The organism is Gymnodinialimonas phycosphaerae (assembly GCF_019195455.1).
GTDB lineage: Bacteria > Pseudomonadota > Alphaproteobacteria > Rhodobacterales > Rhodobacteraceae > Gymnodinialimonas > Gymnodinialimonas phycosphaerae.
The window spans coordinates 2570751-2589434 of record NZ_JAIMBW010000001.1 but is presented as its reverse complement, the minus strand read 5'-3'; the positions used below and the strand labels follow the sequence as shown (position 1 = coordinate 2589434).

Annotated in this window: 22 protein-coding genes; 16 read left to right on the top strand and 6 right to left on the bottom strand. The window is 62.3% G+C overall.

Translation table 11 applies throughout. From position 1 onward, the window contains the following. The first annotated feature begins 32 nt into the window (after nt 1-32). The 3 genes from KUL25_RS12860 to KUL25_RS12850 are packed head-to-tail and all read left to right on the top strand — an operon-like array spanning nt 33 to nt 3087. Nucleotides 33-590 carry an HdeD family acid-resistance protein gene (locus tag KUL25_RS12860; protein ID WP_257893305.1) on the top strand — a complete coding sequence of 186 codons (558 nt, stop codon included), beginning with the start codon at nt 33-35 and terminating at the stop codon, nt 588-590. Between the two features lie 41 nt (nt 591-631). Continuing rightward, the gene (gene ftsH / locus KUL25_RS12855; protein WP_257893304.1) at nt 632-2461 is read left to right on the top strand and encodes an ATP-dependent zinc metalloprotease FtsH; all 1830 of its coding nucleotides are present in this window, start codon (nt 632-634) and stop codon (nt 2459-2461) included. Between the two features lie 47 nt (nt 2462-2508). Next, a complete protein-coding gene (locus tag KUL25_RS12850; RefSeq protein WP_257893303.1) occupies nt 2509-3087 on the top strand; it encodes a hypothetical protein in 579 nt (192 codons plus the stop codon). Nucleotides 3088-3102: 15 nt separating this feature from the next. Here the strand turns inward: KUL25_RS12850 and KUL25_RS12845 are convergent, their stop codons facing one another. The 5 genes from KUL25_RS12845 to KUL25_RS12825 form a co-directional block, all read right to left on the bottom strand. Beyond that, nucleotides 3103-3957: a universal stress protein gene (locus tag KUL25_RS12845; RefSeq protein WP_257893302.1), complete on the bottom strand. Its 855-nt coding sequence runs from the start codon at nt 3955-3957 to the stop codon at nt 3103-3105. Between the two features lie 89 nt (nt 3958-4046). Then, entirely contained in the window at nt 4047-4475 is a 429-nt protein-coding gene (locus KUL25_RS12840) for a hypothetical protein (RefSeq protein WP_257893301.1), read from the bottom strand. A gap of 178 nt (nt 4476-4653) precedes the next feature. Further along, entirely contained in the window at nt 4654-5835 is a 1182-nt protein-coding gene (locus KUL25_RS12835; protein WP_257893300.1) for an acetate/propionate family kinase, read from the bottom strand. Beyond that, nucleotides 5832-7217 (bottom strand): bifunctional enoyl-CoA hydratase/phosphate acetyltransferase, encoded by a 1386-nt coding sequence (locus KUL25_RS12830; protein WP_257894860.1) that lies wholly within the window; start codon nt 7215-7217, stop codon nt 5832-5834. The genes KUL25_RS12835 and KUL25_RS12830 overlap by 4 nt, the downstream gene beginning before the upstream one ends. A 127-nt stretch (nt 7218-7344) precedes the next feature. Beyond that, nucleotides 7345-9156 carry a PHA/PHB synthase family protein gene (locus KUL25_RS12825; protein WP_427854432.1) on the bottom strand — a complete coding sequence of 604 codons (1812 nt, stop codon included), beginning with the start codon at nt 9154-9156 and terminating at the stop codon, nt 7345-7347. A gap of 282 nt (nt 9157-9438) precedes the next feature. On the opposite strand from KUL25_RS12825, the gene KUL25_RS12820 reads away from it, so the two are divergent. The 13 genes from KUL25_RS12820 (at nt 9439) to KUL25_RS12760 (ending at nt 18102) form a co-directional block, all read left to right on the top strand. Next, the gene (locus tag KUL25_RS12820; RefSeq protein ID WP_257893299.1) at nt 9439-9999 is read left to right on the top strand and encodes a hypothetical protein; all 561 of its coding nucleotides are present in this window, start codon (nt 9439-9441) and stop codon (nt 9997-9999) included. Beyond that, the gene (locus tag KUL25_RS12815) at nt 9996-10766 is read left to right on the top strand and encodes an SDR family NAD(P)-dependent oxidoreductase (RefSeq protein ID WP_257893298.1); all 771 of its coding nucleotides are present in this window, start codon (nt 9996-9998) and stop codon (nt 10764-10766) included. Before KUL25_RS12820 ends, KUL25_RS12815 begins: the two co-directional genes overlap by 4 nt. A 3-nt stretch (nt 10767-10769) precedes the next feature. Beyond that, a complete protein-coding gene (gene atpD, locus KUL25_RS12810) occupies nt 10770-12164 on the top strand; it encodes a F0F1 ATP synthase subunit beta (protein WP_257893297.1) in 1395 nt (464 codons plus the stop codon). Beyond that, nucleotides 12161-12571, top strand: a complete 411-nt coding sequence (locus KUL25_RS12805; RefSeq protein ID WP_257893296.1) for an ATPase — start codon at nt 12161-12163, stop codon at nt 12569-12571. The genes atpD and KUL25_RS12805 overlap by 4 nt, the downstream gene beginning before the upstream one ends. Continuing rightward, on the top strand, nt 12568-12855 hold the full coding sequence (locus KUL25_RS12800) for an AtpZ/AtpI family protein (protein WP_257893295.1): 288 nt from the start codon (nt 12568-12570) through the stop codon (nt 12853-12855). Before KUL25_RS12805 ends, KUL25_RS12800 begins: the two co-directional genes overlap by 4 nt. Beyond that, on the top strand, nt 12852-13151 hold the full coding sequence (locus KUL25_RS12795) for an ATP synthase subunit AtpR (protein WP_257893294.1): 300 nt from the start codon (nt 12852-12854) through the stop codon (nt 13149-13151). Before KUL25_RS12800 ends, KUL25_RS12795 begins: the two co-directional genes overlap by 4 nt. Then, complete coding sequence (locus tag KUL25_RS12790; RefSeq protein ID WP_257893293.1) at nt 13148-13840, top strand: F0F1 ATP synthase subunit A; 693 nt, start codon at nt 13148-13150, stop codon at nt 13838-13840. Before KUL25_RS12795 ends, KUL25_RS12790 begins: the two co-directional genes overlap by 4 nt. Continuing rightward, nucleotides 13837-14124, top strand: coding sequence for a F0F1 ATP synthase subunit C (locus tag KUL25_RS12785; RefSeq protein ID WP_068359528.1), 288 nt, complete (start codon nt 13837-13839; stop codon nt 14122-14124). The genes KUL25_RS12790 and KUL25_RS12785 overlap by 4 nt, the downstream gene beginning before the upstream one ends. 3 nt (nt 14125-14127) lie before the next feature. Beyond that, nucleotides 14128-14895 carry a F0F1 ATP synthase subunit delta gene (locus KUL25_RS12780; protein ID WP_257893292.1) on the top strand — a complete coding sequence of 256 codons (768 nt, stop codon included), beginning with the start codon at nt 14128-14130 and terminating at the stop codon, nt 14893-14895. Further along, nucleotides 14888-16402: a F0F1 ATP synthase subunit alpha gene (locus KUL25_RS12775; RefSeq protein ID WP_257893291.1), complete on the top strand. Its 1515-nt coding sequence runs from the start codon at nt 14888-14890 to the stop codon at nt 16400-16402. Before KUL25_RS12780 ends, KUL25_RS12775 begins: the two co-directional genes overlap by 8 nt. Then, complete coding sequence (locus KUL25_RS12770; protein WP_257893290.1) at nt 16386-17291, top strand: F0F1 ATP synthase subunit gamma; 906 nt, start codon at nt 16386-16388, stop codon at nt 17289-17291. Before KUL25_RS12775 ends, KUL25_RS12770 begins: the two co-directional genes overlap by 17 nt. Further along, nucleotides 17288-17479 carry a hypothetical protein gene (locus KUL25_RS12765; RefSeq protein WP_257893289.1) on the top strand — a complete coding sequence of 64 codons (192 nt, stop codon included), beginning with the start codon at nt 17288-17290 and terminating at the stop codon, nt 17477-17479. The genes KUL25_RS12770 and KUL25_RS12765 overlap by 4 nt, the downstream gene beginning before the upstream one ends. Before the next feature lie 179 nt (nt 17480-17658). Then, a complete protein-coding gene (locus KUL25_RS12760; protein WP_257893288.1) occupies nt 17659-18102 on the top strand; it encodes an SDR family oxidoreductase in 444 nt (147 codons plus the stop codon). Between the two features lie 83 nt (nt 18103-18185). On the opposite strand, the gene KUL25_RS12755 is transcribed toward KUL25_RS12760, so the two are convergent. Beyond that, nucleotides 18186-18680: a GAF domain-containing protein gene (locus tag KUL25_RS12755; protein ID WP_257893287.1), complete on the bottom strand. Its 495-nt coding sequence runs from the start codon at nt 18678-18680 to the stop codon at nt 18186-18188. Nucleotides 18681-18684: the final 4 nt, after the last annotated feature.

Sequence of the window (18684 nt, the reverse complement as noted above, 5' to 3'; positions counted from 1 at the left end):
GCACGCACTACCCCCCCAATTGGAGCAGTCCGATGACTGACAAGATCTACCGGTTCTCTGATGATGCCCCCGAGAGATCCTTCCAAAGGATGCGCAAGGGAATGTTCTGGGCGGGGGTGGTGATGATCGCCTTGGGGGTTGCTGCCCTGGCGGTGCCTTGGGTCACTTCGCTGGTCGTCAGCATCTTTATCGGATGGCTCCTGGCGATTGCCGGGAGCGCCTCGATGATCGGGTCGATGGCCTTGCGCGGCACGGGATTGATTGGCTGGCAGGCGCTTGCCGGGCTGGCGAGCTTCGTCGCAGGTCTTTTGCTACTGATCTACCCGACGCAAGGCCTTGTGGCGCTGACCGCTTTGGTGGCGCTCGTCCTGCTTCTGACGGGGGCGGCGCAGGGGGCGTTCGCATTCTGGATGCGGCCCCTGCCCGGATGGATCTGGGGGCTACTGTCGGCTTTGGTCAGCATAGTCCTGGGTATCGTCATCCTGGCGAGCCTGCCTGAGGCGTCCGCCATCGTCCTGGGCATCTTTGTTGGGATAGATTTCCTCAGTACCGGTCTGGCCTTGGTGCTGATTGCGCGGTCAGTCGCCTAGCCCCCCCCCCGTCCCCCTTTGGTGCAAAAGAAGTCGTGAGAATGGACAAGCAAAAACGGTTCAACTGGGGCTTCTGGCTATTTGCGGCGGTGCTGTGGCTCGCACTGCAAATCTGGCTGGGGTATCGCAGCGTTCTGCCGTTGCAATACAGCGAATTTCTGACCCATTTGGAAAGTGGCAACATCACGGAAGTGACCGTGACCGAAACGCTGATCGAGGGACGGTTTGCCACCCCGGTCGACGAGGCGGACTACTTCGTCACCAACCGTGTCGACCCGGATTTCGCGGAGGATCTGGCGCAATATGATCTGGTCTTCACCGGGGCCTCGGACCAGACGTGGCTGACGACGTTGATTTCCTGGATTATGCCGGTGCTGCTGTTCTTCGGGCTTTGGATGGTCCTGATCCGCCGGATGTCGGGAGGGCAGGGGTTTGGCAGCCTCGTGAATATCGGCAAGTCCAAGGCGAAGGTGTATCTGGAGACGCAGACCGGTGTCACCTTCGACAATGTGGCGGGCGTGGACGAGGCCAAGGCCGAGCTTCAGGAAATCGTCTCGTTTCTACAAGACAGGGAAAAATACGGCCGCCTCGGCGCGCATATCCCGAAGGGTATCCTGCTGGTGGGCCCCCCCGGCACCGGCAAGACGCTTTTGGCGCGCGCGGTGGCAGGCGAAGCGGGCGTGCCGTTCTTCTCCATCTCCGGCTCGGAATTCGTGGAGATGTTCGTAGGCGTGGGTGCTGCAAGGGTGCGCGACTTGTTCGAGCAGGCCAGACAAGCGGCGCCCTGCATCATCTTTATCGATGAACTGGACGCGCTTGGGCGCGCACGCTCGGCCGTCTCGGGCTATGGCGGCGGGGATGAGAAAGAGCAGACCCTGAACCAGCTGCTGTCCGAGTTGGACGGCTTCGATCCGCGCGTGGGCATCGTGCTGCTGGCGGCCACCAACCGGCCCGAGGTTCTGGACGCGGCGTTGCTGCGCGCGGGGCGGTTCGACCGCCAGATCGTGGTCGACCGACCAGAGCGCAAGGGGAGGGCGGCGATTCTGAAGGTCCACATGAAGGGCGTCAGCGTGGCCGATGACGTCGATCTGGACCAGGTGGCGGCGATCACAACGGGCTTCACCGGTGCGGATCTGGCCAATCTGGTGAACGAGGCGGCCATCGTCGCCACGCGCCGCGACGGCGACAAGGTCACGATGGCGGATCTGACCGCAGCGGTTGAACGCATCGTGGCAGGCACCGAGCGGAAGTCCCGCGTTCTGGGTACGTCCGAGCGCGAGAGGGTCGCCCACCACGAAATGGGCCATGCCCTTGCGGCGGCGCACGTGGCCCACGCAGATCCGGTGCACAAGGTCTCGATCATTCCGCGCTCCATCGGGGCGTTGGGATACACGATGCAGCGCCCGACGGAAGACCGCTTTCTGATCACCTTCTCCGAATTGAAGGACCGTATGGTCGTGCTGATGGCGGGGCGCGCGGCGGAGGATCTGATCTTCCACGAAGTCTCTACCGGGGCGTCGGATGACCTGGCGAAAGTGACGGATATCGCGCGCGAATGCGTCACCCGTTTCGGGATGACCGCAGATGTGGGACAGGCCGTTTTGGAACGGCAACTGGGACAATATCTGGACCAGCATGCTTTTGTGACTCAAGGTAAGGATTACTCCGAGGCGACCGCGCGCGAGGTCGATCTGGCAGTGCGCAAATTGATCGCCGCGGCCTATGACGATGCCAAGGCGATCCTGCAAGCGCATTTGAGCGACCTCAAGGACGGCGCGTCGCTTTTGTTGGAGAAAGAGACTCTGACGCCGGATGACTTCGCCCCGATTGCCCGTGCTTCGCGGGGGCGGTCGGTTCAGACGGCAGGTTGATCGCTCATCGCCGGTCCCGGCCAAGGGCATAACAAGGAGGTGGTCAGGTGACGGAACTCACGAGAAGACTTGTTGAGCGAATTGCGGCGCTTGAAGATCAGCTTGAAGCTGAATTTGAGACTAGACGCCAACGGTTCAGCTACCGGGTCGAACAAGGCCGGGTCGTGTTTGAGCGCGACATCCTGAACCAGCACAAGGCGGTCAAGCAGAAGCTCGGCTCTTACCTCGCGAACGCGAGGCCGATGGTCGTGCTGACGGCGCCGGTGATCTACGCAATGATCATCCCGTTCGTTGTGCTGGATCTGTTCCTGACGGTCTACCAAGCCATCTGTTTTCCGGTTTATCGGATCGAGAAGGTACGGCGCGGCGATTACATCACTTACGACCGCAGGCATCTGTCCTACCTGAACGGGCTGGAGAAGCTGAACTGCCTCTATTGTGCCTATGGAAATGGCCTACTGGCCTACGCCGTCGAAATCGCCGGACGCACGGAAAGGCGCTGGTGTCCGATCAAACATGCCAAACGCATGGCGGGGGTGCATCGCCATTATCCCGACTTTGTGGATTATGGCGATGCCGAGGGCTATCAGCAGCAAAAGAAGATCATCCGTGAGGCGACAAAATAGGCCCCGCGTCGCGCGCTAGTGCGCCATGAAGACGGCTTGCCCGGTCTGTTCGACCATCGTGCGCGTTGTGCCGCCCAAGATGGCTTCGCGCGCACGTGAATGGCAGTAGGCGCCCATTACGACCAGATCGGCGCCGCATTCCTTTGAGCGTTCAAGAATTGCCTCGCCAATTTCGTGTCCACCGCTGGGAAACTGCCGTACTGTCACCGTGCAGCCATGGTGCGTCAGCCATTTGGCCAGATCGGCGCCCGGTTCTTCCCCATCGCCGTATTCTGTCATCACCGGGTCAAAGATGCCGACGATCACTTCCTTGGCAGAGCGCATAAGCGGCAAGGTCTGATGCACCGCACGGGCTGCGTTCAATTCGGTGTTCCAGGCCACGAAGACGGTTTCGGGCGCCAAGGCAGTGGAAGAAGCTTTATCGTTCAGAATGAACCCGATGGGCGAATCGAAGAGCACCCCGTTGGTCACCTGCCGGAAGAATGGCGTGGGCTCTCGCAGGTCATCACCGATCACGGCCATGTCGCAGACCATCGCGGCGCGGGCGATTGCCGCGCTCACCTGCCCGACTTCGCAAGCAAGTGTCGTGACCTCACCGGAAACATCGTGACGTGCCAGAAGCTGCTCTACCTGATCGGCCTTCTCCTTGAGGGCCGCCTCATTCGCGGTGATCTCATCTTGCCATTCGGGCGGGATAACGGTGGTGCCGTACATCGGTACACCCAAGGCATAGTAGGGAAACGGAGGCCTTTCGCCCACGATGAAAACGACCGCATGGGCCGCGACTGTGCGAAGGGCTTCCAGCCTGCGGGCCAGATCGCTCTCGTCGAAATGCTTGCCGACGAGGATCAGGATCGTGGCGTTTTGCATGGAGTGACTCCTCAAAGGGGGAAGGGATAGGGCTGTTCAGGCGCCGGGGCTTTGGCTACCAGACCGCGCGGCGCCTGATGCGGCAGTGCTCAGACTGGCTTTGATTTGGCTTGTTTCATGGCCTTGGCCGCGATCTCGACGGAATCTTCGGCCGCTTCGACCTCGTTTTGCGCAAGCGCGCCCATGCACTTGGTGATCATCTCGGCGTATTCCTGCGCGTCCTCGTTAAGCCGCTCCATGGAGTGAGTTTGCCAGTCCGACATGACTTGCAGCATGACGGCCGGATCATGCCCGGCCTTTTCGGCAATCTGTTTTCCGGCCTCAAGAGCAGTGCGTGTGGCCACGTGGCGCCGCTTGAACCAGGCCGCAGAGAACGTCTCGAATTCCTTCAGGAATTGGTCTTGGGCCTGCCAAAAGTGCGCGCTTTGTGCTCCCATCATGGGCGCGGCGGCCAAGGCGGCTTGCGCGGATTTCATCATGTTCTGGATGCTGGGGAAGGTTTCAATTTCGTCTGCCATTTGGTGTTCCTTTCATGGAGCCATGGGGGTTTCGTCCAACGGCGCCCCGGCGGGGTGGGCATGGGGCGTGCGGCAAGCACAAGGAGCGTGCGACGTGGAGGCATTATACCAACAGCGGCGGCAGGCTTGTATGACATCTGTCAATCGGTGGACCTTTGCGACATGCGCCAGCGCGCTTTCAGGCGACAAAGTCCCTGCATGCGCGCGCTACGACCGCTTCCTCGTTCGTGGGAAGGGCCAACACCTGAACCGGCGCATCTGGCGCGCTGATCGAGACCTCATTGCGCGCGTTGGCCTGCGGATCCAGTGTGATTCCGAGCCACCCGAGGTGATCGCAGATCTTCTGACGGATCACCGGAGCGTTCTCACCGATCCCGGCAGTGAAGACAAGCGCATCGAGGCCGCCGATGGCAGGAACAAGCCCGGCAAGGGCGCTTGCGGCACGATAGCAGTAAAGCTCAATCGCTTCACGCGCGGGGGATGCATTGCTTTCCAACAGGACTTGCATGTTGTTGCTGATACCCGAGACACCCGCGAGGCCTGACTGGCGGTATAGCAAGTCCTCGATGTCGCTCGCCGTCATGCCCTTGGCCTGCATCAGATACAGGATCACGCCGGGATCGATGGTGCCGCTGCGGCGGCCCATCATCAATCCGTCCAACGCGGTGAAGCCCATCGTCGTGGCGACGCTTTTCCGGCCTTGCATTGCACACATGCTGGATCCGTTGCCAAGGTGTGCCACGATGACCCGCCCGTTGGCCTTCTCGCCCAGATGCGCGGGCAGGACGCCCGAGATGTAATCGTAGGACAATCCGTGGAAGCCGTATCGCAGGATTCCCTCATCGCTCAGGGCGCGGGGCAGGGCGAAGAGTTGCGCCAGACGATCCTGGCTGCGGTGAAAGCTGGTGTCGAAACAGGCAATCTGCGGCAGGTCTGGCTGCCACAGGGCGACGGCCCTGATCGCGGCCAGGTTATGGGGCTGATGCAGTGGCGCGAGGGGGGCGAGGGCGTCCAATTCGGCAAGCACGTCGTCGGTGATCCGCGTCGGCCCGTCATGGCGTTGTCCGCCATGCACCACGCGGTGACCCACGACCTGCAACGGGCGGTCGCCGTGATGGGTATCCAGCCATGGCAGAAGCCGCGCGATCATGTCCTCGTGGTCCATGGACAGATCAAGTGCGCCAAACGCGCCTGCGTCCAGCGCTCGCCCCGAAGCGTCGCGCCCGGCAAATGCAGGGTCCCGCCCGATGCTGGTGATTTTGCCACCCAGGATCGGCGAGGCAGAGGGCCCTGTATCGTCGAACACTGCGAATTTCAGGCTGGAGGACCCGGCGTTGAGGGTCAGGATCACACCGCTCATGGACGCGGGCCTTTGGCGTGGTGGACAAACAGCTGTGCCATGGCGGCAGAGGCCAGACGCGACATCACCCCATCGGCGCGGCTGGTAAGAACGATGGGAATGCGTGCCCCCAGCACGAGGCCCGCGGCATCCGCGCCGGCGAGGTATATCAATTGCTTGGCGATCATGTTGCCGGCCTCCAGATCCGGGACAATCAGAATGTCCGCCTCGCCCGCAACCTCGGACACGATCCCCTTGGTGGTGGCGGCGGCTTTCGACACAGCATTGTCGAAGGCCAGTGGCCCGTCCAGCATCCCACCGCTGATTTGCCCGCGATCAGCCATTTTGCAAAGTGCGGCAGCATCGACGGTAGAGGGGATTTTCGAGGTGACCTCTTCGATGGCCGACAGCAGCGCCACCTTGGGCACGTCGACACCAAGCGCGCGGGCAAGGTCGATGGCATTCTGGGCGATATCGGCTTTGGTCGCGAGGTCGGGAAAGATATTAATCGCCGCGTCGCTGATCATCAGCATCTTGGCGTAACTGGGAACGTCCAGCGCGAAGACATGGCTCATCCGTCGCTCGGTGCGCAGGCCGGTTTGCTTGTCGACAATGGGACCAAGCAGCTCATCGGTGTGCAGCTTGCCCTTCATCAGCATCTGAACCGTCCCCGCCCGCACCATCGCAACGGCCTGCTCGGCGGCGGCATGGCTGTGGGGGACATCCACGATCTCGATGCCGGTGATGTCGCGCCCGGCCTCGGATGCCGTGGCCTCGATCTTTGCCTTCGGACCCACGAGGATCGGGACGATGAACCCCTTCTCCTGCGCCGCAAGCGCACCCTCCAGAGAGAGAGCATCGCAAGGATGCACGACTGCTGTGGTAATGGGCGAAAGCACCTCTGTCGCCTTGATCAACGCGTCGAACCGCGCGCCACGGGTATGCAAATGAACCTCGGGCAAGGCGGCGCGGGGACGGCGGACCTTCTGGGTTGGGGCGATGACCAGCGCCTGCCCCTCGATCACGGTGTCGCCGTCCTGGTTCAGGCAGAGGCAATCCAGTGTCACATGGTGGTGCCTCGCGTCCAATGCCGCGACGGTCACGCGGACTGTAACGGTGTCGCCCAAACCGACGGCACGGCGGAAATCGAGGTTCTGGTTGAGGTAGACCGTGCCGGGCCCGGGCAATTCGGTGCCCAGAACGGCAGAAATCAGTGCGCCGCCCCACATGCCATGGGCGATGACCTTGTGGAACATGTCCGATCTGGCGAATTCCGCATCGACATGGGCCGGATTCACATCGCCGGACATGACGGCGAACAGCTCGATATCATTGGGCCGCAGCGTGCGGATCAACTCGACCGTGTCGCCGACCTTCAACTCTGCAAATATCTTGTTTTCAATGTATTACATGGGGGCTTTCAGGGAAGAATGAAGTCCAAAGGGACGCGGTGCGGATCACGCCGAAACGCGATAGCCTCTGTCCAAGATAGGCCCGCACCTGCCCTTCGACGGGTGATCAAGCCGCAGATTACTCCTGATAGACATAGGTGCCAGGGGCGTCACATAGCGGCTTGTAGCCTTTTGTCCCAAGGGTTGGTGGTGCCGCGGGCGCGCTTGATCTTTCGGTCATCCATGCCACCAGCGCAGGCCACCACGACCCCTCCGAAGCCTCTGTTTCGGCGTACCAGTGATCCGGGTCGAGGTATGGCGCATCCTTGGTCTTGTCACGGGTCCGGAAGTGGCGGCGGGGGTGGCCGGGTTCTGACACGATCCCGGCATTATGCCCGCCGCTGGTCAAAACATAGGTCACATCGGTGTCGGACAACAGGTTGAACTTGTAGACCGAATGCCACGGCGCGACGTGGTCCCGCTCGGTTCCTACCAGAAAGACCGGCACGCGGATGTCAGAGATGGCGACAGGCCTGTCGCCGACCCAGTAGCGACCCTCGGCCAGATCGTTCTTCAGGAACAGGCGGCGCAAATATTCCGAGTGCATGCGGTAGGGCATTCGCGTGCCATCGGCGTTCCACGCCATCAAGTCGTTCATCTCGGATCGTTCACCCATCAGGTAGTCGTGGATAACGCGCGACCAGATCAGGTCGTTTGAGCGCAAAAGCTGGAAGGCTCCGGACATCTGCTTGATATCGAGGTAACCTTTCTCCCACATCATGTCCTCCAGATAGGTCAGCTGGCTGTCGTTGATGAACAGCGTCAACTCGCCCGCTTCGGTGAAATCCACCTGCGCTGCCAGAAGCGTCAGCGATTTCAGGCGCGTGTCCCCGTCGCGGGCCATCGCGGCGGCAGCAATCGACAGAAGCGTGCCGCCCAGACAATATCCCATGGCGTGAATCTTCTCGCCCTTGGTGATCGCATCGACCGCGTCCAGCGCGTCGCCGATGCCAAGCGACAGATAGTCATCCATCCCCAGATCACGATCCTCCGCATTGGGGTTTTTCCACGAGATCATGAAAACGGTGAAACCCTGGTCCGTCAGATAGCGCACCAGAGAGTTCTGCGCACTGAGATCCAGAATGTAGTATTTCATGATCCATGCGGGCACGATCAGGATTGGCTCGGGCCGGACCTTGTCTGTCCTGGGCGCATATTGAATCAGCTCTATCAACCGATTGCGATGGACGACCTTGCCCGGCGTGACTGCAAGGTTCTCACCGACCGCGAAGCCCTCCAGGCCGGCGGGCCTTTCCCCGGTATGGGCGCGGGACATGTCGTCGAGGAAGTTCTGCCACCCGCGCACGAAGTTCATCCCGCCTTGGCGGAAGGTCTGCGCCAGCACCTCGGGGTTGGTCAGCGGGAAGTTGGCCGGCGAGAAGACATCCAGCACCTGGCGCGCGGCGAAGGTCACTTCTTGCTCATGCTGGTGGGTCACCCCTTCTACGTCGGTCGTCGCGTTGTGCCACCACTGCTGGTTCAGCAGAAACGCCTGAGAAATCGCGTTGAAGGGCCATTTCTGCCAACCTTCGCCGGTGAAACGGCGGTCTTGGGGCAGGGGCTCGATACATGCCACGGGCGCGTCGGGGTTCCGGGCACACAGGGCGGCATTATTGGCAAAGCGTATCGCCTTCTTTGCGGCCTTCTCCGCCAGCTTCATTCGTTTCCCCGGAGCGGCGGAAAGGTGCAGCGCCCAATCCGAATACGCTGCGGCCAGTGCAATCGGCGAAAGCCCTCCGGTGAACCGCGCCTGCGCCGCGTTCAGGCTCTTGTCCAGTGCCTGTTCCATCGTGACAGGGGCCCAGGGGAAAGGATCCATCGGCGCGATTGCGGGCGGCGGCGTGTGCGAAGGTGCCGCCTTCGCCTCGTAAAGGGAGGTGACATTGGACATCGTTGGGACCCCATGAATTCAATCGGATATTCCGGCAGGGGTAAGGAGGCGCGCAGGCTTTGCATTGACCTGTGTCAATTGCCGGGCAGAGGGCTCGCGTTCGGGTCAAGAAACCGGGTACCCGCCCGATTTTTGGGCATGTTTCCTGATGCGAAGGCGCGGATTGACGCCCGTCAATCCTGCGAGGCCCCGGCGTGTGAGCATCTTCCCCAAGTATCGCACGGCGCAGTTTTGGCCCAATGGAAGGCAACCCATGCCCACTGACACGACCGCGACGCAGCATTGTACGGTCCAGGCAGGTCGGAGCAGATCGGCATCGGCATGATGTCCGAGTTGCGTGTCTGGCTGGATGAGGTGCCCGGCACGCTACGGCCCCAATTTTTACCGGGGGGATTTTCCATCGATGACCTGCCGTTCGAGCCAACGGACCACTTTGGTAGCCATCTGGAGCCGCATGGCTTCATCGCGCCGCCCGCACGCAACCCATTACTAACCCGCGACACCTTCTCTTGGCTCTTCGCTGGTCTGTCCGTGAACCCGACATTGGACCACAGGCTGACCCGGAATTTGGTGAACATCGTCGCCACGCGATTGACACAGGTCATAGTGGGCGCGGGCGATTTCGCGTTTGGTAAACCCACGAAGTTTGTCGGATCGAACCATGGGAAAGCCTATGCCGAACAGCATGCCAAGGCCGGAAACTGGGCAATCGTCAAGGATGGCGGCGATATCACGGTGATGCGGCGCCCCGACGACAGCCTGACCGGCGCGGACGCGCTGGCCCGTCTGGAAGGGAAGGCCGGGACACGGATCACACTGCAAGCGAAAGGAGACAGCACATGAAACGGTTGAACGACAAGATTGCCCTCATCACCGGGTGCGCGGCTGGGATCGGGCTGGAAACGGCGCGTCTGTTTCTGGCCGAAGGGGCAAAGGTCGCACTGGTCGATCTGAAGCCGGAAGCTCTGGAGGCCGCTGCCAATGATCTTGGCGGCGGGGAAGATGTCCTGACGATTGCGGCGGACGTGTCTTCGGCGGATGATACGTCCCGCTACGTGAAGGCGGCCACGGACCGGTTCGGGCGCATCGACGCATTTTTCAATAACGCCGGGATTGAAGGCAAGGTCGCGCCGCTGGTCGAACAGGACATGGCGGATTTCGACCGCGTGATGGCGGTCAATGTGCGAGGCTCTTTCCTGGGCTTGAAATACGTGCTGCCGGTGATGATGGGCCAACAATCGGGCAGCATCATCAACATGTCGTCCATTGCGGGATTGAAAGGCAGTCCGAATGTTGCGCCCTACATCATCTCCAAGCATGCAGTTGTCGGGCTGACGCGCGCCGCCGCGATCGAGGCCGCAGGGGCGAATGTGCGGGTCAATTCCGTGCATCCTGCGCCGATCAATACGCGCATGATGCGGTCGCTCGAAGAGGGGTTCAGCCCGGGCCATGCCGCTGAAGTCCAGAAGCAGCTGGAATCGACCATCCCGCTTGCGCGTTATGGCGAGTCAAAGGATGTGGCAAACCTCGTGCTTTTCCTTGCATCGGACGACGCGGCCTTCATCACCGGCGGTCAATATTCCGTCGATGGCGGCATGGCGGCGGGGTGATCCATGGCTGACGCGGCACCCATTGCAGCACAGGCGCAAACGAATGGTCGCATTGCGGCCATTCGCGGCGGTGTCGTCGATGTCGCCTTCGATGGAGTGGTCCCGCAGATTCACGAACTGCTCTATGTAGGCGACGTTGCGCTGGAGGTCTGCGCACTGGTCGGCGCGGGGCTCGTGCGCGCCATCGCCATGGCGCCGGTGCGCGGGCTTGGCCTTGGCATGACGGTTAAAGTCACCGGCGGCCCCATCATGGTGCCGGTGGGCGACGGCGTTCTTGGCCGGATGCTGGATGTCTTTGGCGCGCCGATAGACGGCCGCCCCGTACCCGATGCCGTGGCCCGGCGGTCCATCCACCAGGCACCGCCCAAGCTGAGCGACCGGGTCCTGCAATCGCAGATCCTGGAGACCGGCATCAAGGCGATTGATCTTCTGTCGCCCATTGAACGCGGTGGCAAAACCGGCCTTTTCGGCGGGGCGGGCGTCGGCAAGACCGTTCTGATCACCGAGTTGATCAACAACACCGTGCAGCACCATAAGGGCGTCAGCCTTTTTTGCGGGATCGGCGAACGCTCCCGCGAGGCGGAAGAGCTTTACCGCGAGATGGGCGAAGCGGGGGTGCGCGAAAACACGGTGATGCTCTTCGGCCAGATGAACGAAGCACCGGGCGTGCGCTTTCGTGTTGGCAATACGGCGCTAACCATGGCCGAGTATTTTCGCGACGACAAAGGACAAGATGTCCTGCTGCTGATCGACAACATCTTCAGGTTTGTCCAAGCGGGATCCGAGGTTTCGGGCCTGATCGGGCGGATGCCGAGCCGCGTGGGCTATCAACCGACGCTGGCCACGGAATTGGCGGCACTGGAAGAACGCATCACCTCCACCAGCCGGGGTGCGATCACCTCCATTCAGGCGGTCTACGTGCCCGCTGACGATTTCACCGACCCGGCGGCGGCGCATATCTTCTCGCATCTCTCGGCCTCCGTCGTGCTGTCGCGCAAACGCGCAAGCGAGGGCCTGTACCCGGCGGTGGACCCGCTGGCGTCGGCCTCCGTCATGCTGACGCCAGCGGTCGTTGGTCAACGCCATTACGACATCGCGCGCGGTGTGCGGCGCACCTTGGCGGATTATGAGGAACTGCGTGACATCATCGCGATGCTGGGGTTGGAAGAGCTGTCGTCGGCGGACCGCGCCACGGTCGCCCGTGCCCGGCGGTTGGAGCGTTTCCTGACACAGCCTTTTTTCACGACGGAGTCTTTCGCGGGCACGCCGGGCAAGCTTGTCTCCATCGGCGACACGCTCGACGGTTGCGAGGCGATCCTTTCCCAGACCGACTTCGCCCACCCAGAGAGCGCCTACTACATGATCGGCCCGCTCAGCGATCTGGAGGGCACGTCATGAGCATGGCCAACGATATGGAGGTGTCCCTGCGGCCGCCCACAGGCACGCTGTTCGACGGACGGGCCAGCGCCCTGAGGGCTGTGGCGCAGGACGGTGCGTTCGGGATCTTGCCCAATCACATGGATTTCGTCACCGCGCTGGTGCCCTGCGTGTTGACGCTGCAACTGGCCGACGGGTCCGAAGCGATTTTCGGCATCGATGCAGGGTTGTTGGTGAAGAAAGGCCACAGCGTGACGGTGACAGTCCTGCGCGGTGTTCGCGGAGGGGACCTCGGCTCTCTGCAAGGCATCGTCGAGGCGAAGTTCGTCGAAATGGATGACGAGGAACGCCAGGCGCGGTCGGCGTTCTCGCGGCTGGAGGCCAATGTCGTCCGTCGTTTCGCCGAGTTGCGGAGGCCGCGCCTATGACCCGTGAGCCCGACAAACCGGCGGAAGACATCGCGCGCCACGCCAGGCGTCTGAAAGACGCGAGTGACAATCCCGGCCCCAGCCCGCTGCGCGGCATCGGCACCTTCGGCATGATCGGCTGGTCGATCGCGGTGCCCACGGTGGGGGGCGCGTTTCTGGGCCTGTGGCTTGACCGGGTGGCGCCACAAGGTTTCTCATGGACGATTGCTCTCATCTTGGGGGGCGTCGTCCTGGGGGCGTTCATCGCAGCGTCGTGGATCAACAAGGAAGGAGGCGACGCATGATCGCAGTGGTATGGAGTGACGTAGGCCTTGGCCTGTTGATTGGGGCTGGGGTCTCAGCCGCGTATTTCGTGGGCCTTGGCCTTGGTATGCGCCTTGCCTTGCGCGCCGCACGGCCGGTGAACATCCTGATCCTCAGCGCGCTAGTGCGGATCGGGTTATTGCTCGCGGCAGGGTGGGCAGTGTTTTCCCTATCCGGTCCGTGGAGCCTTGCGGGCTTCGCGCTGGCGTTCTTCGCTGCCCGCACGATCGCCAATGCAATCGCGCGATCCGGTCTACCTGTAGAGGGCACGCCATGACCCTGTCACCCGATGAAACATTGATTTTCACGCTTTGGGGCATCGCGATCAACGCGACGATTTTCTACACATGGGTAGTGATGGCGCTGCTTGTCGTGGTGTCCATGCTGATTACCCGCAACCTGCGCCCAGATGTGCCGCCAAACCGTTGGCGCATCACGCTTGAGGTCATTGTGCAAGGTATCCAGGGCCAGATCGCAGAGGTCGCCCCCGGCCCCTCCCGTTACCTGCTTTACTACGCCGGCACGCTATTTTTGTTCGTCGCCGTGTCGAACCTGCTGCTGGTCGTGCCGGGGTTCGAGCCGCCTACCGCGTCGCTGTCGACCACTACGGCGCTGGCGCTGTCGGTGCTGATCGCTGTGCCGCTCTTCGGGATCACCAGCCGGGGCTTGGGCGGCTACCTGAAGACCTATGTCGAGCCGTCGTTCATCATGCTGCCATTCAACATCATCTCGGAATTCTCACGCGGGATATCGCTGGCGATCCGCCTTTACGGCAACATCATGAGCGGGGCGGTCATCGCCGCCATTCTGCTTGGCGTGGCACCCTTCTTCTTTCCCGTTGTCATGGACGTGCTCGGCCTGCTGACCGGCATGATCCAGGCCTACATTTTTGCAATTTTGGCGACGGTCTACATCGCCAGCGCGACTGCGCCGTCCCCCTCACAGCCTCAAAAGGAACTCCCATGACTGACCTTGGTCTGATTGCCGCAATCTCGATCTTCACGGCCGGATTGACCGTCTCTTTCGGCGCCATTGGCCCGGCGTTGGGGGAAGGGCGCGCCGCCTCAACGGCGCTTGGCGCGATCGCGCAGCAACCCGACGCCGCACCCACGATTTCCCGCACGCTGTTCGTCAGCCTTGCGATGATCGAATCTACCGCGATCTACTGTTTCGTGGTCGCCATGATCCTGATCTTCGCCAATCCGTTCTGGAACGCCGCCGTCGAGGCCGCGCAGACCGTGGGTGGCTAAGGCATGTCCATTGACTGGATCACGGTGGCTGCCCAGATCGCCAACTTTCTGGTTCTGGTCTGGCTTCTGAAGCGGTTTCTCTACCGCCCCATTCTGGATGGCATAGACGCCCGTGAGGCCGAAATCACCGCCCGGATGCAAGAGGCTGTGGTCGCCAAAGAGCACGCGCAAAAAGCCGAGCAGGATCATCTGGAGCAGGTCCGCGCGTTGCATGCGCAACGGGCCGACATGGCCGCTGCCGTGCGGCGTGAGGCTGAGGCGCAGCGAGATGCGCTACTGGCAGAGGCCCGCGCGTCGCTGGAGGCAGAACGCACCGCCGCACAGGCTCGGCAAAAGGCGGAGGCGCGTCAATTCGGGGCGAAATTGCAAAGTGCGGGTGGCGCGGCGTTGTTGTCGCTGACCCGAAAGGCCCTGACCGATTTGGCTGATGAGACGTTGGAGGGCCGCATCGCACAGCATCTGGGCACGCGTCTGGGTCCGATGGCTGATAATCTGCGGGCGGCGGCGGGCGACGGAACGGCGGCAATCGTCACAAGCCATGACGCTTTGCCCGCTTCGGCGCAGAAAGATCTCACGGCGCACCTCAACCATGTCTTCCCCAACATCCCGGTCGACTTCCAAACCGATCCCGAGCAAGCGCCCGGCGTCATCCTGCGTATCGGCGGCGCACAGCTGGATTGGACAGTGGACGGCTACATCGACAGTCTGGATGAAATGATGGGCGCACAGCTGGACGAGGCAAGCGATGCCCGGAAGGCCCCCGATGACTGACCCGGCGCGCCTCATTGAAACGCTTCTGGCAACGCCCGCGCCATCCCCGCGCCTGAGTGAGATCGGGCGCGTGGCGGAGGTGTCGGACGGCATTGCCATTGTCACTGGATTGGAGCGGGCCCTGTCCGACGAATTGCTGCGCTTTGCCAGTGGCGTGCACGGCATCGTGCTGGATCTGGAGCCGGGCCGCCTTGGCGTCGTCCTGCTTGGCCCCAGCGACGGGGTGCGCGTGGGCGAAAGCGTCACGCGGTCCCGCAAGGTGGTCAGCACCAAGGTGGGCGCGGCGCTTCTGGGACGTGTCGTTGACGCATTAGGCAACCCGCAAGATGGCAAGGGGCCGATCAAATCGGACACCACCCGCCCCGTCGAGGCGGAAGCCCCTGAAATCCTCGATCGCCTTGCCATCACCCGCCCCCTGGCGACCGGGATCAAGGCCATTGACGCCGCCGTGCCCGTTGGTCTTGGCCAACGAGAGTTGATCATCGGCGACCGGCAGACGGGCAAGACATCCCTCGCGGTCGATACCATCCTGAACCAGAAGGCCACGGGCGTGATCAGCATCTACTGCGCCATCGGCCAGCGCGGCGATGCCGTGGCCAAGGTGATCGGCGCGATCCGCAAGGGCGACATGATGGACCGGACGATCGTCATGTCGGCGGGTGATGAGGATGCCGCAGGCCTTGCCTACATCGCACCCTATGCCGCGATGACCATGGCCGAGCATTTCGCGGAGCAGGGGCGGGACGTGCTGGTGATCCTTGATGATCTGACCCACCACGCACGATCCTACCGCGAGTTGTCGCTTCTTCTGCGCCGCCCCCCGGGGCGCGAGGCGTTTCCCGGCGATATCTTCTACATCCATGCGCGGCTTCTGGAGCGGGCGGGACAATTCACGCCGGACGCTGGCGGCGGCTCGATCACGGTTCTTCCGGTGGTCGAGACGCAGGCGGAAAATCTTGCAGCGTATATCCCCACCAACCTGATCTCCATCACTGACGGGCAGATTTACCTGTCGCCGCGCCTGGTGCGAAAGAACCAGTTCCCGGCGGTGGATCTGGGCGTCTCCGTCAGCCGCGTGGGGGGCAAGGCGCAAAGCAAGGCGTTCCGCGCGGTCGCGGGCAACCTGCGTGTGACCCTCTCGCAATTCGAGGAGCTGGAGGACTTCGCCCGCTTCGGCACAAGACTGGACGATGCCACGCGCGCGCGCCTTACGCGCGGTGCTGCCGTGCGCGCCGCCCTGCGCCAGCCCGAGCGTGATCCGATCCCTGCAATCGAGCAGCTGACTGTTCTGGTGGCGGCCATGGAAGGCCAGTTCGACGGGTTGACCGAGGCCGAGACGGTGCAGGTCATGGGGGCTCTTCGCGGGTTGGTCGCACGTCAACTTGATCGGGTCGCCAAGGGGTTGGCCGACGACGCGCCGCTGGCCGACGCCGACCGTGTGACGATGGTCGCCCTTGGGGCAAAAGCGCGTGCCAAGATCAGGGGGGACCATGGCACAAACCCTTGAAACCCTTGCGCGTCGGTCGACCAGCATGCGGGGCATCCGCAGCGTCGTTCATACGATGAAGACGCTATCGGTGATCAACTCTGCCCCCTATGAGCAAGCCGCAAAGGCGATCGAGATCTACCATGCCTCCGTTCTGGAGGGCTTCCACGCCTTCCTGACCCACTTCGGCCCACTGGATCTGCCCTCCGCAACGGGCACGCCGCAGATCCTGATCGTTTTCGGATCGGATCACGGGTTGTGCGGCAACTATAACGAGGCGTTGGCAGCCCATGTGGCCGAGCAGACGGAGACCGACACTGTGCTTTGCGTGGGGGCACAGATGGCCGACGCCCTGGCCGATTGCGGAATCGCGGCAAAGCAAACATTTTTCCCGGCCGCTTCCGTGGACGGGATCGGGCGATTGTCGAACCTGTTGACCCGCAAGTTGGAGGCGATCCGCGCCGACGCCCCACCTCCGCACGACATCAGCGTATCGCTGGCTTACGTGGCCCGGGACAGCGCGCAGGGGCAGCGGCCCGTGACCACATCGCTGCTTCCCATCGACAAGGAACTGATGGCCGGTTTGGCCGAAAAACCATGGGTGTCGCGCAGCTTGCCCGCCTTCGCCATGCCCGCCGATGACCTGTTCCGTGCACTGGTGCGCAGCCACCTTTTCGCGACGGTGTTTCGCGCGATTGCCGAGGCATTGCTGACAGAAAACGCTGCGCGTCTGGCGCTGATGCAGCAGGCAGAGCGGTCGGTGGATGACCGGATCGAAGCGCTGGGGTCCGAGATGCGGGCCGTGGGTCAAGATGAAATCACGACTGAACTGCTAGACGTGATCATCGGGTTTGAGGCGCTGAAAAAGCGCAAGCCGGCACAAGACCCCGAGGGGCACGACGTGGAATGATCCCGCGTCGCGCTTTGCGCGACCTGTACCTTGCCGACGCGGGCGCGCACCTGCGGGGCGTCGGGCAGGATGATGCAGAAAAGCTGATCCGGCGACACCTCAATACATGGTGGCTTGACGATGCAATCGCCAAGCGTGTGCTACCAGCGTTTCGAATGGTTGGTTTGAAAGTCGCGGGCCAGGACTGATCTGCCTTTCGGGCCGCGGCCACCCGGCGATCGATGCAGCCGCGATTGTATGGCGGCTTGGTTCACCGCGCCCTGTTGCCTGCGGAACTGACGCCGATTGCGGCGAGGATGATCAATCCGGTTGTCAGGTCGCGGTAGAAGGGGTCGGCGTTCAGGATGTTGAAGGCGTTGCGATGAACATGCTGACGCCTATTGAACTGATCCAGCGCGTCATCGACGGCATGGCCGAACGTGGCTTTGGCCGCATCGTCAACATTACCTCGATCTCCGTGAAAATGCCGGTGTCCGGCCTTGATCTGTCCAGCGGCGCGCGCGCGGGACTGACTGCGTTTCTCGCAGGCGTGGCGCGTGATTATGCGGCGCGCGGGGTCACCATTAACCAGCTTCTGCCGGGATACTTCCTGACCGAACGCTTGCAAGAGGGGTTTGCCGCCCAAGCCGCCAGGACCGGCGCCGGGGCCGCGGATGTGGCGCAAAGCTGGACCGATCAAGTCCCGGCCCAACGTTTGGGCGACCCAGATGAATTCGGTACGACCTGCGCCTATCTGTGTGGCGTCCATGCGTCCTATATCACGGGTCAGAACATCCTTATGGACGGCGGTCTGTATCGAAGCGCGTTCTAGACGCAGTACCAGATGTGATTGCAGGCCCAATCGCTTCGACCCGAATGACGCGCCCAATAGATCCGACCAACCTAGGCGGATCGCTACAACGCCCTGGCTGCGCGCATCGCAGCAAGGGACGGGTCCGCAAGTGTGGTCTGAACCGCGCGGACACGCTCAGCCGTGAAATGGCCCTTGGCATCCAGAAGGTTCACGGTCCCCAGCAAACTGTCGCCGTCGAACACCGGAAGGTTCATCACGGATCCGCAGCCCAAGGATCCAATCAATTCGTAGTCGGGAAACACTTCCGCGATCTCTGCAAGCGTGTTCGCAACGAAGGTCTCACGGCGGCCATGGATGATGTCGAACCAGGCGTTGGGGGTGATCGGTTTGGTGCCGGACGGCGGATAGGCCTTTGGCATGTTGGAATAAGCACGCCGCGCGATGCCGGCGTCCAGATCGACGGTCATCACCGTCCAAAGTCGCACCGGCATCAGCGTATCGCTGAGGCGGTGGAGTGCATTGAACACCTCTGCCTCGGTCGTTGCGGCCGCGAGAATATCGGCAAACTGCTTATGCACCATATCGGATTGGTTCATCGAT